The 14198-nt window shown below is 72.7% G+C and carries 16 protein-coding genes; 8 read left to right on the forward strand and 8 right to left on the reverse strand.

Annotated elements, in window-relative coordinates; translation table 11 throughout:
• Window positions 1–106: 106 nt before the first annotated feature.
• Together AB0B66_RS03040 and AB0B66_RS03045 are read right to left on the reverse strand one after the other, a co-directional pair.
• Complete coding sequence (locus AB0B66_RS03040) at window positions 107–910, reverse strand: SGNH/GDSL hydrolase family protein (protein ID WP_360522014.1); 804 nt, start codon at window positions 908–910, stop codon at window positions 107–109.
• Window positions 911–977: 67 nt separating this feature from the next.
• Complete coding sequence (locus AB0B66_RS03045) at window positions 978–2039, reverse strand: SGNH/GDSL hydrolase family protein (RefSeq protein ID WP_360522017.1); 1062 nt, start codon at window positions 2037–2039, stop codon at window positions 978–980.
• A gap of 136 nt (window positions 2040–2175) precedes the next feature.
• On the opposite strand from AB0B66_RS03045, the gene AB0B66_RS03050 reads away from it, so the two are divergent.
• The 4 genes from AB0B66_RS03050 (at window position 2176) to AB0B66_RS03065 (ending at window position 5579) form a co-directional block, all read left to right on the forward strand.
• A complete protein-coding gene (locus AB0B66_RS03050; protein WP_360522020.1) occupies window positions 2176–2544 on the forward strand; it encodes a DUF1232 domain-containing protein in 369 nt (122 codons plus the stop codon).
• Window positions 2545–2575: 31 nt separating this feature from the next.
• Entirely contained in the window at window positions 2576–3949 is a 1374-nt protein-coding gene (locus AB0B66_RS03055; protein ID WP_360522023.1) for a cystathionine beta-synthase, read from the forward strand.
• A gap of 187 nt (window positions 3950–4136) precedes the next feature.
• The gene (locus tag AB0B66_RS03060) at window positions 4137–5138 is read left to right on the forward strand and encodes a choice-of-anchor A family protein (RefSeq protein ID WP_360522026.1); all 1002 of its coding nucleotides are present in this window, start codon (window positions 4137–4139) and stop codon (window positions 5136–5138) included.
• 102 nt (window positions 5139–5240) lie between these two features.
• A complete protein-coding gene (locus AB0B66_RS03065; RefSeq protein ID WP_360522029.1) occupies window positions 5241–5579 on the forward strand; it encodes a hypothetical protein in 339 nt (112 codons plus the stop codon).
• 262 nt (window positions 5580–5841) lie between these two features.
• Here AB0B66_RS03065 and AB0B66_RS03070 read toward each other — a convergent pair whose 3' ends face one another.
• The 3 genes from AB0B66_RS03070 to AB0B66_RS03080 all read right to left on the reverse strand — a co-directional run bounded on the left by AB0B66_RS03070 (window position 5842) and on the right by AB0B66_RS03080 (window position 8625).
• A complete protein-coding gene (locus tag AB0B66_RS03070) occupies window positions 5842–7005 on the reverse strand; it encodes a hypothetical protein (RefSeq protein WP_360522032.1) in 1164 nt (387 codons plus the stop codon).
• A gap of 66 nt (window positions 7006–7071) precedes the next feature.
• Complete coding sequence (locus AB0B66_RS03075) at window positions 7072–7995, reverse strand: ribonuclease Z (protein ID WP_360522035.1); 924 nt, start codon at window positions 7993–7995, stop codon at window positions 7072–7074.
• A 105-nt stretch (window positions 7996–8100) separates the two neighbouring features.
• Window positions 8101–8625 (reverse strand): GNAT family N-acetyltransferase, encoded by a 525-nt coding sequence (locus AB0B66_RS03080; protein ID WP_360522038.1) that lies wholly within the window; start codon window positions 8623–8625, stop codon window positions 8101–8103.
• Window positions 8626–8875: 250 nt separating this feature from the next.
• On the opposite strand from AB0B66_RS03080, the gene AB0B66_RS03085 reads away from it, so the two are divergent.
• The 3 genes from AB0B66_RS03085 to AB0B66_RS03095 all read left to right on the forward strand — a co-directional run bounded on the left by AB0B66_RS03085 (window position 8876) and on the right by AB0B66_RS03095 (window position 12536).
• On the forward strand, window positions 8876–11236 hold the full coding sequence (locus tag AB0B66_RS03085) for a glycoside hydrolase family 3 N-terminal domain-containing protein (protein WP_360522041.1): 2361 nt from the start codon (window positions 8876–8878) through the stop codon (window positions 11234–11236).
• Between the two features lie 91 nt (window positions 11237–11327).
• On the forward strand, window positions 11328–11915 hold the full coding sequence (locus tag AB0B66_RS03090) for a hypothetical protein (protein WP_360522044.1): 588 nt from the start codon (window positions 11328–11330) through the stop codon (window positions 11913–11915).
• Window positions 11916–11993: 78 nt separating this feature from the next.
• A complete protein-coding gene (locus AB0B66_RS03095; RefSeq protein WP_360522047.1) occupies window positions 11994–12536 on the forward strand; it encodes a hypothetical protein in 543 nt (180 codons plus the stop codon).
• A gap of 38 nt (window positions 12537–12574) precedes the next feature.
• Here AB0B66_RS03095 and AB0B66_RS03100 read toward each other — a convergent pair whose 3' ends face one another.
• The 3 genes from AB0B66_RS03100 to AB0B66_RS03110 are packed head-to-tail and all read right to left on the reverse strand — an operon-like array spanning window position 12575 to window position 13581.
• Window positions 12575–13045: a nucleotidyl transferase AbiEii/AbiGii toxin family protein gene (locus AB0B66_RS03100; protein WP_360522050.1), complete on the reverse strand. Its 471-nt coding sequence runs from the start codon at window positions 13043–13045 to the stop codon at window positions 12575–12577.
• Entirely contained in the window at window positions 13042–13224 is a 183-nt protein-coding gene (locus tag AB0B66_RS03105; RefSeq protein WP_360522053.1) for a hypothetical protein, read from the reverse strand. The genes AB0B66_RS03100 and AB0B66_RS03105 overlap by 4 nt, the downstream gene beginning before the upstream one ends.
• A 9-nt stretch (window positions 13225–13233) precedes the next feature.
• Window positions 13234–13581 (reverse strand): hypothetical protein, encoded by a 348-nt coding sequence (locus AB0B66_RS03110; protein WP_360522056.1) that lies wholly within the window; start codon window positions 13579–13581, stop codon window positions 13234–13236.
• Between the two features lie 229 nt (window positions 13582–13810).
• Here AB0B66_RS03110 and AB0B66_RS03115 point away from each other — a divergent pair, with 229 nt between their 5' ends.
• A complete protein-coding gene (locus AB0B66_RS03115) occupies window positions 13811–14152 on the forward strand; it encodes a hypothetical protein (protein ID WP_360522059.1) in 342 nt (113 codons plus the stop codon).
• Window positions 14153–14198: the final 46 nt, after the last annotated feature.

Raw genomic sequence — 14198 nt, forward strand, 5'->3', positions numbered from 1 at the left:
TTGCTCGACTTGCCTGGCATGTGGGCGAAAGGCAGCTCAAGATACGCACATGTGCCCGGCAAGTCGGCCGATCTTGACCGGGCGCCCGTCCCGCGCGGGGGCGGGGTCAGGGCAGGCGGGGGGTGACTCCGGCGGCGTGGGCCACGGCGGGGAGCAGGGCGTACGCCCACACCCGGTAGCCGTCCGCGGAAGGGTGGTAGCGGTCGGCCGACAGCGTGTTCGGGTCGGCGCGGAACACCGGCCCCGTCTCGGCGGCCAGGTCGACCACGGCGCCCCCGGCCGCGTGCACCGCGCGCACCTGCGCCCGCGCCACCCGGCGGCCCAGGAAGCCGACGACCTGGCGCAGCGGCGGCGCGATGGCGCGGGCCGCGCCCAGGTCGGGGCAGGTGCCCACGACGACCTCGACCCCGGCCTCGCGCAACCGGCGCACCGCCGCGCCCAGGTACGCCGCCGCGTCGGACGGGCGGCGCAGGGTGATCGCGTCGTTGCCGCCGACCAGGATCACCGCGACGTCCGGACGGTCGCCGAGCAGGCAGCGCGCCACCTGGGTGGCCAGGTCGGACGAGCGGGACCCGGCGACGCCGACGCTGGACAGCGCCACGGCCTGCACCGGGCCGCCCTTGCCGGACTCGCCGCCGGACAGCAGCGCGGCCAGCTGGCCGCCCACGGTGTCGGCGACCCGGTCCACACCCACGCCGAGCGCCGCGGAGTCGCCGAGCATGACCAGCCGCAGCGGGGCGGCGGAATCCGCGCCCACGGTGGTGCGCAGCGCGAGGCCGAGCCCCGGCTTGGCGTACCGGCGGCTGCGCGCCACCACCGCCTCGGCCGCGAGCAGCGCCGCACCGCCGACCGTGCCCGCGATGAGCGTGATCGCGGCAGCCTTCCCGATCCTCCGTGCCACGGAACTCATGCCCGCTCCTCGCTCCGCTCGTCGCGGACATGGCCGCTGAGCCCGCTGATTCGCTCGACAAGCTCGCTCATGCCTGCTCCACTACCTTCGTCTGGTCTGCCAGGCCGGCCGGGGCCTCGCCCTGGCGGACGACCTCCCACATGCGGCGGCGCAGCTGCGCCCACCGGCCGGCCGGGCCGCGATCACGGCCGTCGACGCGTACCCCGGCGACCTCGGTGCCGGCGTGGCGCGCCGCTTCGACCGCGGCCTGTGGCAGCGACCGTACCCCGTCGGCGGCGGTTCGTGCGCCCGCTTCCACGCGCTGCGGCCCGGCCGGGCTGCGCAGCGCGGCCACCACCGTGGGCAGCAGCACCGACGCGGCCAGCGCGTAGCCCTCGGCGGAGGGGTGGAAGCGGTCCCGGGCGAACAACCGGTGCGGCTGGGCGGAGAACGTCGGTCCGAGCAGCTCGCCCAGGGACACGGTGCGGCCCCCGGCCTCGACCACGGCGACGGTCTGGGCCGCGGCGAGCTGGCGGCTCCAGCTGCGGGCCAGCCAGCGCAGTGGCGGCCGGATCGGCTGCACGGCGCCGAGGTCGGGGCAGGTGCCCACGACGACGGTGGCGCCGGCCTCGCGCAGCCGCCGCACCGAGTCGGCGAGGTGGCGCACGGAGGCGGCCTGCCCGGCCCGGTGCGTGATGTCGTTGGCTCCGATCAGGATCACGGCCAGGTCGGGGTTCAGCTCCAGGGCCTCCTCCACCTGGTGCGTCAGCATTCCCGAGGTCGCTCCGACCACGGCGAGGCTGTGCAGACGGACCGGCCTTTCCAGACGGCGGGACAGTCCGGTGGCGATCAGCGCGGCCGGGGTCTGCCGGGCCCGCAGCGCGCCGAACCCGGCCGCCGAGGAGTCGCCCAGCATGGCCATGTGCACGGGCTCGCCGCCGAACCGGCCGCCGTACAGGCCGTCCGAGCGGGGCGGCGGGGCCTGGGCGATGGGGATGGTGCGCCGGGCCGCTTCGACCTGGCCGAGCAGCACGCCGACGGTGGCCAGGCCGAGCCCGGCCAGCGCGCCGCCGCCGTAGACGGCCAGCCGCGCCAGATCCCTGCCGCGACGGTGTGCCGCCGCGGCCCCTTGCGCAGTACGCTCGCTCATAGTGAACCCGCCTCACTCGGGAGACCCGCTGGGGAATCCTCGCTGAGGCTCCTACGTACCCAGCGGATCGTCGGCTGGTAACGCTCGCTCATGCGAGAAAGGTAGCGCTCTTCGGTTGCGCTCGGATGGAGGCGAGATGGGACGCACATTGCGTCGTACCGCGGCGTTCACCGCGCTGTGGAAGGCACTCATCACGGGTAACGGCAGCAGCGCCAGTCTGGCGGACCGGCTGGGCGCGATGCCGCGCATGGTCCTGGCCACGCTGCGCGGCAGGTACGACGGGCTCGGCCGGCTGATGGCGATCACCGCGGCCACCCTGTACGTGGTGTCCCCGGTCGACATGGTTCCGGAGGCGTTCCTGCTGGTGCTCGGCCTGGCCGACGACGTGATCATCGTCAGCTGGATCGCCGGGGCCCTGATCAGCGAAACCGATCGTTTCCTCCTGTGGGAGAACGGCGTCAAGGCGCCCGTCGGCGGTCCGATCATCGACGGCGACGTCGCTTAACGGCGGTTCAACCCCGGTCTACGCTTGACGCGTGCGCTACTACGAGAACGTCGTCGAGCTGATCGGTAACACCCCGCTGGTCAAGCTCCGGAATGTCACCGATCCCGGCGGCCCCACCGTGCTCGCCAAAGTCGAGTACCTGAATCCGGGAGGTTCGGTCAAGGACCGGATCGCGGTGCGGATGGTCGAGGCGGCCGAGCGGGACGGCCTGCTCAAGCCGGGCGGCACCATCGTCGAGCCGACCAGCGGCAACACCGGGGTCGGGCTGGCGCTGGTGGCCCAGCTCAAGGGGTACAAGTGCGTCTTCGTCTGCCCCGACAAGGTCAGCGAGGACAAGCAGAACGTGCTGCGGGCGTACGGCGCCGAGGTCGTGGTCTGCCCGACCGCCGTCGCGCCCGAGGACCCGCGCTCCTACTACAACGTCTCGGACCGGCTGGCCCGGGAGATCCCCGGCGCGTGGAAGCCCAACCAGTACTCGAACCCGAACAACCCGCTGTCGCACTACGAGCAGACCGGCCCGGAGCTGTGGGAGCAGACCGACGGACGGATCACGCACTTCGTGGCGGGCGTGGGCACCGGCGGCACGATCAGCGGCATCGGGCGCTACCTCAAGGAGGTCTCCCAGGGCCGCGTGAAGATCATCGGCGCGGACCCGGAGGGCTCCGTCTACTCCGGCGGCACCGGCCGGCCGTACCTGGTCGAGGGCGTGGGCGAGGACTTCTGGCCGGAGACGTACGACCGGACCGTCTGCGACGAGATCGTCGAGGTCACCGACAAGGAGTCGTTCGCGATGACCCGGCGGCTGGCCCGCGAGGAGGGTCTGCTGGTCGGCGGCTCGTGCGGGATGGCCGCGGTGGCGGCGCTGAAGGTCGCCGCGCAGGCCGGGCCGGACGACGTGGTCGTCGTGCTGCTGCCCGACGGCGGCCGCGGCTACCTGTCGAAGCTGTTCAACGACGACTGGATGGCCCGCTACGGCTTCCTGCGCACCGACGAGCACGGCGCGACCGTCGCCGACATCCTCACCGCGAAGTCGCACAGCAAGGGCGCGCTGCCGGAGCTGATCCACGTGCACCCCACCGAGACCGTGCGCGACGCGATCGACATCATGCGCGAGTACGGCGTCTCCCAGTTGCCGGTGCTCAAGGCCGAACCGCCGGTCGTCACCGGTGAGGTGGCCGGCGCGGTGGCCGAGAAGGACCTGCTGGACGCGCTGTTCACCGGGGCGGCCGCGCTGCACGACCCGCTGGACCGGCACGTCGGCCCCGCGCTGCCGATGATCGGCGGCGGCCAGCCGGTCGCCGAGATCGTGGCACTGCTGGAGAAGGCAGACGCCGCGATGGTGCTGATCGACGGCAAGCCCCACGGCGTGCTCACCCGCCAGGACCTGCTCGCCCAGCTGGGCTGATCCCGCCGCTCCGCCAAGATCGCTCGACTTGCCGGGCACTCGTGTGAATCGATCGTCAAGATACGCACAGGTGCCCGGCAAGTCTGCCGATCTTGGTGGGGCGGGCGGCCCGCGGTACGCGATCGGGTCGGTGTGTCGGGGATGCCACATTCACGATCGGCGTGCGGCGGGGGGCTACCCTCCGGTCATGCGCAGGCCGAGCGCGCTGAGCCGCTGGGTACGCCGGACGGATGCCGGCGCGCCGGGACGAGCCGTGTTCGCGGTGCTCATCGCGCTGCCGCTGGCACTCGCCGCCGGTTCCGCCGGTGCGGCCGCGCCCACCCCGGACCCCGCCGAACGCGACCGCTCGGCTGCGCTTGCCGCCTGCCTGCCGAACGTCGAGCTGCGCGCCCCCGACGGCGGCCCGCTGGCCCCGCCGCTGGCCCGCGGTTCGCGGGTGCTGGTCTACCTGCGCCAGGACCGCACCAACGTGCTCACCATCCGCTCGGGCGACCTCAACCGGATTGCCGAGCTCATTGTCGGCACGTCGCCGATCGAGTCCGCGCCGCTGCTGGTCAACGTCGACACCCGGCTCGTCGACGACCGGCTGACCTGGGCGGTGCCTCGGGTGACCGGCCTCGGCGGAGGCCCCGTGGACAGCGTCGTGTGGCACTTCCCGAGCGCGGTCCGCCTCGTGCTGACCGGTCCGCCGGCGCCCGGCGTGGTCTTCGCGCCGTACGCCGAGGTGTTCGCGGCACCCAGCCCGTCCCCCTCACCGAGCCTTTCGCCGAGCCCGTCGCCCGCGCCGAGCCTGTCGCCCGCCGCGTCGCCGATCGTCCCGCCGAGATCCTCCGGCCCGGCCGGCAAACCGTCCACCGCGCCCGGTCTGCCTCCCGTGGCGGCCCGTCCCGCCGGTCTGCGGACGCTGCTCCGCGGCGCCCCGGTGCTGCCGGACGGGCTGGACTGCGCCCCGCCGCCGTCAGCCTCGCCGAGCGCGTCCGCCGCCGCGGAGAGTCCCGCGGCCGGACCGGGCGGTCCCGCCCCGGGCGGCACCGGGTCCGCGGAGCCCTCGCCGAAGCCCGCGGGGGAGCGGCTGATGGCGCTGGCGTCACGCCCTGTGACGTGGTTCGGGGTCGCCGGGGTGCTCGTGGGGCTGGCCCTGCTTATCTCAGTAATCGCTGGTAACCGGGCACGCCGTCGGTTCCGTTAGCCCGTTTCGGCGGCAATCGCACAGCCTGTGCGACTGCACTGTCTTCCGCGAGTGTTGACTAAGCGTACGGAAGCGGCAGTGCTACCGAGGGGAGCGTGGAACGTGGTCACCGTCGACCATGCACCACCCACCGAGACCAGCCACAGGGAACCCTCCGACATAACCGATCACCTGCTGTGGCGCGACGCGCAGCAGATGCTGGGTCGGCACGACAGACCTGACGACGACCAGCTGTGCAACTGGTGCGGTCAGCATTGGCCGTGCCCGCCACGAAGGCTCGCCGAGCGTGCGCAAGCCGCGGCCAGCCGGCACTGGCGGGAGGCCTGGACCGTGCGGCACGACATCAACGGGATGCGCTCGCTACCCGCCTGGCGTGCTGATCTTGGCGAGCGTGGCGGCTCCATCATGCGAAACGGCACCCGCAGGAGCCTCTTCGACTAGCCAGTAAAGGGTGTTCCGACGACCCCCTGCCGTCCCCCGGCGTGTGGTCCTCGGGCCCCGTCCCAGCGGCGACGCCGTTGCGCTCCGCCAGCGTAGGCGCGCCGCGTGCATCGGTATGACTGAGCGGGAGCCGACATGCCTCCGTCGACTCCGCAACGCCTCCGGCCAGGCGTTCTCCCCAGTCGTGCAGATGCGTCAGTGGGCGAGGGTACGTGATCTCCGGTTCCCCGCAGTCCGGTCACGTACCCTCGCCCCGACTCGTCTAGGGCGAGAACTTCCAGATCAGCAGCAGGTAGCCGCCGCAGTACGCGGAGACGGCCGCGAGCGTGCCCACGATGACGAGCATCTTCGCCGGCTTCGTCCGGGCCAGCGCCCCCGCGACCGGCAGCAGCAGGGCGAATGCGGGCAGCAGGAAGCGCGCCTTCGCGTTGAAGTAACCCGAGCCGCCGAGCGAGACGGCGATCATGAGTGCGCTGAACATGAGCAGCTGCCAGGGTTGGCGGTCGATGACCGAGATCGCGAACAGCGCCACGCAGAGCAGCAAAACGAGCGCCACCAGCAGGTAGTCGGGCACTTTCGCCTCGGACAGCGCCGAAGCGGTCATCTTCGCCGTGTACCGGCCGGCGTCCCAGCTGGAGCCCCAGCCCTCGTGCTGGATGTGGAACCACCCGTCCAGCCGCCCGGTCCGGGCCGCCACCCAGCCCAGGTAGCCCAGCCAGCCCAGCGGCGCGACCAGCAGCGCGAACCAGGCCCGCCAGGTGCGGTCCTGCCGGCGCACGATCGCCACGAAGGCGGCCAGCACCACGACCGGGAAGAGCGCGGAGGCGGATGGCCGGGTCAGCCCGGCGAGCACGCTGAGCAGGGCCGCGGCCACCCACTGCCGACGCAGGGTGGCCAGCAGTGTCCAGGCCGCGAACGCGGTGAACATGGCCTCGGTGTAGCCCATCGACTCGACGATCGCGTGCGGCAGCAGGCCCCAGACCGTGGCCAGCAGCACCCCGGTGCGCCGGTCGTGCAGGTGGTTGCCGATCGCGAACAGCCCCCAGGCCGCCACCAGCGACATGACCCAGGTCAGCAGCACGCCGACGGTCGGCAGGCCGAACGGCAGGATCGCCCCGAGCCAGCGGGTGAGCGTCGGATGCAGGGGGAAGAACGCCATGGCGTTGGTCTGGATCTCGGCCGCGGAGGGGTAGCCGTGAGCGGCGATCTCGACGTAGTGCCCGGCGTCCGCCCGGCTGCCCAGCAGGCCGGCGGCATCCTTGCCGACCGTGTGGGCCCAGACGAACAGCACGACCAGTCCGCTGGTACGGGCGGCGGTGTACGCCACGAGCGCGGGCCAGGCGGCGGCCAGCGACCGCCGGACGGCGGCGGGCCATCCCGCGGGGCGGGTCCGGGCGGGCGCGCTCGGTGAGCTGATCTCGCTCAAGGGGGTGTCTCCGGGTTCAGCGCAGGAGGGGGCGTGGATCGCCGCGACGAGTTTAGGCCGTTCCCGTCAGCGGCGCGGTGGCACCGCGATCCGGGCCAGCTCCTCGGCGACCACGATCTCCCCGTCGAAGTGCGCCGCGGCCTCGTCGCCGAACACCGCCGCGTTGGGGTGGCGCTGGGAGAAGTGGGTGAGCACCAGCCGGCGTACGCCCGCCTCGGTGGCGATCCGGGCGGCCTGCGCCGCGGTGAGATGCCCGGCCTCGGCGGCCAGCTCGGCCTCCGTCTCCAGGAAGGTCGACTCGATGACCAGCAGGTCGGCGCCCTCGGCCAGCCGGATCGCGGCCTCGCACCAGCCGGTGTCCATCACGAACGCCGCCACCTGCCCCGGCCGGGGCTCGCTGACCTCGTCGAGGCTGACCAGCCGGCCGTCGGCCACCACCGTGCCGACCCGCTGCAGCACGCCGACGTCGGGGCCGCGTACGCCGAGCGCTGCCAGTCGCTCCGGCAGCATCCGGCGGCCGTCCGGCTCGGCCAGGCGGTAGCCGAACGACTCGACCGGGTGCCGCAACCGCTGCGCGCTGAGCGTGCCGAACGGTCCGGTGGCCAGCACGCCGTCCCCGTCGACCGGGCACTCGGTGATCCGGGCCTGGTCGTGGAAGTGGCTGGCGTGCCGCAGCCGCTGCAGGAAGTCCGCGCCGGAGCCGGGGAAGTGGATCGGCACCTCGTGCGGCACCCGGTCCAGCGACAGCCGCTGCACGATGCCGGGCAGGCCGAGGCAGTGGTCGCCGTGGAAGTGCGTGACGCAGATCCGGGTGATGTCGCTCGCCGCGGCGCCGGCCAGCAGCAGCTGCCGCTGGGCCCCCTCGCCGGGGTCGAACAGGAAGCCCTGGTCGTCCCAGCGCAGCAGGTAGCCGTTGTGGGCACGCTGGCGGGTGGGCACCTGGCTGGCCGTGCCGAGCACGATCAGCTCCCGGCTCACGGACGCCCCCACGCGGAGATCGTCTTCACCGGGGGAGGGTACCGCGCTGCGCATGCCCGTTGTTCTTCCAGCAAGCGCCAAGTCGCCGACTCGGACGCCGACGGCATGGCCCGAGGGTCACGGGATCGGGCGGGCGTAGCGCACGACCGGCACGCTCGCCGAGCCGATCGAGGTGGTGCGGGCGAAGCCGTCGGCGACCCAGCCGCCCCGCTCGTAGAAGCGGCGCGCCCGCGTGTTGTCGTTCACGACGTACAGCAGCGCCTGGCGGCAGCCGAGGGCGGCGAACTCGGCCAGGCAGGTGTTCATCAGGGCGAGCCCGACGCCCGAGCCGATCGCGTCGGGGTGCACGTGGATCGCGTTGAGCACGCCGGTGCACGCCGGGGCCTGTTCCTCGGCTCCAGCGGGACCCAGGTAGCTGAAACCGAGCACGGTGCCGCCGCGTTCGGCGAGGAGCAGGCGGTGCGTGTCCGCCTCGGCGGCGTACCGCCGCGCCCACTTGCCCTGCTGGTCCGCGACGGTGATCCCGGCCAGCTCCTGCGCGGTGAGCAGCTCGCGGTACGCCGACCGGCGGCTCAGCGCGTGCAGCTCGCCGATCGCGGCCACGTCCTCAGGCGTGCCGCCCCGGCGGATCGTCAGCGTCATGCCCGGCACGCTACCGCCAGGTGCTTCCGGCCGGGCGCGTGCTTCCGGAAATGAGAGCCTAGGTTGCGAAAGTTTCGGAACCGCGATGCGGCCTCCGATTTCGACATCGTGGGTGACAAAGTGCGCCGCAACCCTTGTCCTGAAGCCGGATTAGGGTGTTAGGGTGCGTGGGCTGATGCCTCAGTGGTGAGGCGCGAATACCGGAAACTACCGGAAGTGCAGCCATTCCGGGTGGAAGACAGGCAGGGCGATGTCGACCCACAAGGACGCCGCCGTCGCGGCCGCAGCCGATCTCGAACCCGACGAGCAGCCCTGGCGGGACCCGGCGTTGCCGGTCGAGCAGCGCGTCGACGACCTGATCGCGCGGATGACCCCGGCCGAGAAGATCGCCCAGCTCTACAGTGTGTGGCCCGGCGCGGGTGCGGACGGCGACGACGTCGCGCCCTACCAGCAGGACATGGTCGAGGACGGGTTCGACTGGCAGACCCTGATCGCCGCCGGGCTCGGGCAGCTGACCCGCCCGTTCGGCACCGCCCCGGTCACCCCGGCCGAGGGCATGGCCCGGCTGGCCGGGCTGCAGGAGGCGATCGTCGCGTCCGGACGGTTCGGCATCCCGGCCCTGGTGCACGAGGAGTGCCTGACCGGGTTCACCACGCACGGCGCGACCGTATTCCCGACCGCGCTGGCCTGGGGCGCGGCCTTCGATCCCGCACTGGTCGAGCGGGTGGCCGCCGCGATCGGCCAGGGCCTGCGCGCGGTCGGGGTGCACCAGGGCCTCGCGCCGGTGCTCGATGTGTCCCGCGACCCCCGGTGGGGGCGCACCGAGGAGACCATCGGCGAAGACCCCTACCTGGTCGCCACGATCGGCACCGCGTACGTGCGGGGGCTGGAGTCCGCCGGGATCGTGGCGACGCTCAAGCACTTCGCGGGCTATTCGGCCTCGCGGGCCGGGCGCAACTTCGGCCCCGTCGCGATGGGGCCGCGCGAGCTTGCCGACGTGATGCTGCCCCCGTTCGAGATGGCACTGCGCGACGGCGGGGCGCGCTCGGTCATGCACTCGTACGCCGAGATCGACGGCGTGCCCGCCGCCGCGGACGGCCGGCTGCTCACCGACCTGCTGCGCGGTTCGTGGGGCTTCGACGGCACCGTGGTCGCGGACTACTTCGGCATCACCTTCCTGCACTCGCTGCACGGCGTCGCGGGCGACCTCGCCGACGCGGCGGGCCTCGCTCTGGCCGCCGGCGTCGACGTCGAACTGCCGATCGTGCGCTGCTACGGGCGGCCGCTGGCCGACGCCGTGCAGGACGGCGCCGTTCCGATGACACTGGTGGACCGGGCGGTGCGCCGAGTGCTGCGGCAGAAGTGCGAGCTCGGCCTGCTCGACCCGGACTGGACACCGCCGCGCCCGGCAGCCGTGGACCTCGACCCGCCCGCGGCCCGCGAACTGGCCCGGCAGCTGGCCGAGCAGTCGGTGACCCTGCTGGCCAACGACGGCGTGCTGCCGCTGGCCCCGGCCGCCTCGATCGCCGTGGTGGGGCCGCTGGCCGACGACGCCGACGGCATGCTCGGCTGCTACACCTTCCCGCGCCACGTCGGGCTGCACCACCCCGGCCTGCCGCTCGGCGTGTCCATCCCGACGGTGCTCGAATCGCTGCGCGCCGAGCTGCCGAAGGCGGCGATCACCCACGCCGCGGGCTGTGCGGTCGACGGGACGGACACCACCGGCGTCGCGGCCGCGGTCGCGCTCGCCGAGCAGGCCGACGTGTGCGTCGTGGTGCTCGGCGACCGGGCCGGCCTGTTCGGCAAGGGCACCTCCGGGGAGGGCTGCGACGTCACCGAACTGCGGTTGCCCGGGGTGCAGGAGCGGCTGCTCGGCGCGTTGCTGGACACCGGTCGGCCGGTCGTCGCCGTGCTGCTGGCGGGGCGCCCGTACGCCCTGGGCGAGTGGGCCGGCCGGCTCGCCGCGGTGGTGCAGGCGTTCTTCCCCGGCCAGGAGGGCGGCCCGGCGGTGGCCGGGGTGCTGGCCGGCCGGGTCGAGCCGTCGGGGCGGCTGCCGGTCGGCGTGCCGCGCCACCCGGGCGGACAGCCCGCGAACTACCTCGCGCCGCCGCTGGGACACGCCACCGAGGTCAGCACCGTGGACCCGACCCCGCTGTTCCCGTTCGGGCACGGGCTTTCGTACACGAGCTTCGCCTGGGAGCCGCCCGCCGATGCGGGAACGGTGACCTGCCCGACCGACGGGGCGGTCACGGTCGCGCTGACCGTGCGCAACACCGGCGAGCGGGCCGGGACCGAGATCGTGCAGCTCTACCTGCACGATCCGGTCGCCCAGGTCACCCGGCCGGTGCAGCGGCTGATCGGATACACCCGCGTCGCGCTGGAACCGGGCGCGGCCCGGCGGGTGGAGTTCACCGTTCCCGCTGACCTGGCCGCGTACACCGGGCGCGACGGGCGACGGCTCGTCGAGCCGGGTGACCTGGAGCTGCGGTTCGGCGCGTCCAGCGGCGACATCAGGCACACCGTGCGGGTCCGGCTGACCGGCCCCGAACGCTTCGTCGGCCACCAGCGCAGGATGACCTCCGCGGCGACCGTCGCCGACCCGCACGTCTGACCGCCTGAAATCAGGGTGCAACCGGTGGGTACGCGAACACGTGTAGTGCGCATCCAGGACGACCGTCCTGCCACGACACGGGGAGACGAACATGCGTACCCACCTGGCTCGGCCCGCCGGCGCACTGGCCGCCGCGATCCTCTCGGCCGTGCTGCTCGCCGCCTGCGATACCGGAGCCGCCACCGGCCCCGCGGCCGCCTCGTCCGCCGCGCCGGCCACGTCGACCGCGCCCACACGCCCGGCGGGCGAGGTCCCGCTCGGGCCCGCCGGATACGGCGCGCTGCGGCTCGGCATGACCCCGGCGCAGGCCGCGGCCACCAAGCTGATCACCACGCCCGCCGGTGAGAAGACCGGCTGCTGGACGTACGCCCACCTGATCGGGTCGGGGAAGACGGGCCAGGACGACATCGACGGCAGGCTGTTCTTCTCGGAGAAGCTCGGCCTGGCCGCCATCTACGCCTACCCGGGAGTCGAGACGCCCGAGGGCATCACCGTGGGCAGTGCCGTCGACGAGGTGCGCCGGGCGTACCCGTCCTGGGAGGCCGTGGGCGGCGAGGCCGAGGGCCGCGGGTACGTCAAGGTGCCGGGCAACGACGCGGCGGTATACCGGATCGAGGTCGACAAGGGCAAGGTCATCCAGCTGTCCCTCCAGCTGGGCAACCAGGACTGCTACGAGTGACCGCACATCGCCGTTGCCCCCGGCCACGGCGGCTGCTACGTTCTGGCGCGATCAACGACCAGTCCTGGGGAGACCGTCATGGTGCTGCACCGCGCCCGCCCGCCGTATCTCGGCGTAGCCTTCTTCTTTCTCGCCGGGCTCTTCGTCATCTGGAGCTCGATGAACGGCTGGGAGCTGCGGTTCCTATTCATCCCGCTCGGCTCCGGCGCGCTGTTCGGCATCGGGCTGCTCTCGGTGCTCATCTCGCTGGCCGTGCTGGCCGCCGCCTTCCGGCCCGCACCGGTGGTGCTGGACACCTCCGGGCTGGCCCTGCGTACGGCGGGCATCAAGCGCACGCTGCCGTGGTCGGCGGTGGAAGCGCTGGTCCTGGAGCCGTTCACCGAGGAGGTCGGGGGCCGCACCGAGACCACCGCCCGGCTGGTCCTGGTGCCCGCTGCCGACGTCGACCTCGGCGTGGCCACGGACTACCGCGACATCATCGGCGGTCGGCCGTCGGTGATCCTCGTATCGGTCAAGTCGCTGCGCGCCTCCACCGCCGAGGTGGCCGGGGCGCTCGCCCACTACGCCGGGGGCAGGTTCGTCGACGGTCTGACCACCGCTCCGACCGGAAACGCCGCCTGAGCACAGTCTGACCGCTCGCAGCCGACTGAGCGGCGTGCTCAGGTCGCTGATCGCCTGAGCACGCGCGCCCAGTCGGCGAAGTCAGCCCGAAGCGCGGCCAGCCGCTCCGGGCTGACCTGATACTCGGCGAAGTCGGTGTCGGTGATCCGCTCCAAGGACTGCAACGCAGTCGCGAAGACACCCGCGTCGAACCCGGGATCTGCCTGGTGCGCGAGCTCGATCAAGGCCTCTCGCGAGTAGCGTCCGCTGCTGATCGCCGCGTCCACGTCCAGAAAGTCGCGCGACTCGGCACGACTGAACAAAGCGCACATCTTGTTGGCGACGGCGTCGTCGGCGTGGAGCACCGGGCCGACAGCGGAGGCGACCGGCGGATGGGCCCGCCAGTCGACGGCCATTTCCAGCTTGTCCGGCTCTGCGCCGTCGCTGCCGGTGAGCAGCAGCCGCGCGAAGACCTCGTTCCGTACGGTGCTGGTCACGGCGTAGCCCTGGGCCTCGAATGCGGCGATCACCTCGTCGACGGCGCGGGTGAAGTCAGCTTGCTGCCGGGAGTCGGTGAAGGGTCCACATCGCTGCTGAGACGATTTCCCATGCCATGAGCCTGCACCGCATAGCCGCCGGCCAGCGCGAACCCGTATCTGCCGGCTGAGGCAAGAGCGATCTTGGTGATCTCGCGATGGCGGGCTTCCACGACCGGAGTCTATGCGAGTTCTGTCGAAGTCCTGGCGGTGGCGAGGTCCGGAAAACGGCGTTCCCACGCGGCGCGAACCGGCGCGGGCAGCCAGATCGTTTCCCACAGTGATCTCAGCGCCGCCTTGTTGAGGTATCGGTGCAGGTCGTCAGGTGTGGTCGCTTCGTTGATCACGGTCCGGTAGAGATCCATGATCCGCCCCGGCTCGTCGAGGTCGTATCTCGCGCTGCCCGACCACTTCAGATGGCGGGGAAGCGCCACCACGCCCGAGGTCGGACCGGCGAGCAGCTCAAGGCCCTCGGGCAGCACGACGGGTTTGGCGTAGCGTGCTCTCGCGCGAGAAACCGCTCCGGCCACTGCCCTCACCTCCCACCGAAGCGTATCGCCTCGGCCCGGTACCGGCGCTGACGGCGGCTTCTCCTGAGCGGCGAACGGATGGGTGAGGCAACGCCGGGTACGGGCAGGAGGCTCAGCCGACCGGCGACGCGATACCGGCCGGTCGGCGGCACGTGGGCCTGCTCGGGGCGCATTAGCGTCTGCTGCCATGCGTATGACAAAGATCGTTTCTAGGCTCTTCCTTCCCGCCGTGGCCGCGACGACACTGCTGTCCGGCTGCGGTGCCTCTCATGACATCGAGTACTCCGCCACGGGCGGCGGGGAGGGCGGCAGCGGCACGGGCACGGTCACCTATGTCGACAGCTCTGGGGAGACCGTCACCGAGTCGGTGACGTTTCCGTGGCGTAAGACGGTCTCGGTGGACGAGGGCGTCAAGGTGACCCTGCGGGTGATGCCGGTGCCGCTCACGGCGAAGTTCGGGCAGCTGGACATTCCGCTCAAGGTGAGCTGCCAGATCTCGGTCGGCGGGGACGTCAAGGACTCGATGCCGCTGCACGAGCGGCTGGCCGATTGCGACACCGTCAGCCAGTAGCGCCTCCGGGCGCGACGACGCCGCCGCGCCCGGAGGGGCACGGCGG

Origin of the sequence: Catellatospora sp. NPDC049111 (assembly GCF_040648615.1) — a bacterium.
Classification (GTDB): domain Bacteria; phylum Actinomycetota; class Actinomycetes; order Mycobacteriales; family Micromonosporaceae; genus Catellatospora; species Catellatospora aurea.

Bases quoted from the DNA above. Each gene is read 5' to 3' on its own strand.
- AB0B66_RS03095 (WP_360522047.1), top strand. From the start codon at position 11,994: ATGGTGCTGCACCGCGCCCGCCCGCCGTATCTCGGCGTAGCCTTCTTC.
- AB0B66_RS03040 (WP_360522014.1), bottom strand. From the start codon at position 910: ATGAGTTCCGTGGCACGGAGGATCGGGAAGGCTGCCGCGATCACGCTC.
- AB0B66_RS03060 (WP_360522026.1), top strand. From the start codon at position 4,137: ATGCGCAGGCCGAGCGCGCTGAGCCGCTGGGTACGCCGGACGGATGCC.
- AB0B66_RS03050 (WP_360522020.1), top strand. From the start codon at position 2,176: ATGGGACGCACATTGCGTCGTACCGCGGCGTTCACCGCGCTGTGGAAG.
- AB0B66_RS03090 (WP_360522044.1), top strand. From the start codon at position 11,328: ATGCGTACCCACCTGGCTCGGCCCGCCGGCGCACTGGCCGCCGCGATC.
- AB0B66_RS03045 (WP_360522017.1), bottom strand. From the start codon at position 2,039: ATGAGCGAGCGTACTGCGCAAGGGGCCGCGGCGGCACACCGTCGCGGC.
- AB0B66_RS03085 (WP_360522041.1), top strand. From the start codon at position 8,876: ATGTCGACCCACAAGGACGCCGCCGTCGCGGCCGCAGCCGATCTCGAA.
- AB0B66_RS03080 (WP_360522038.1), bottom strand. From the start codon at position 8,625: ATGACGCTGACGATCCGCCGGGGCGGCACGCCTGAGGACGTGGCCGCG.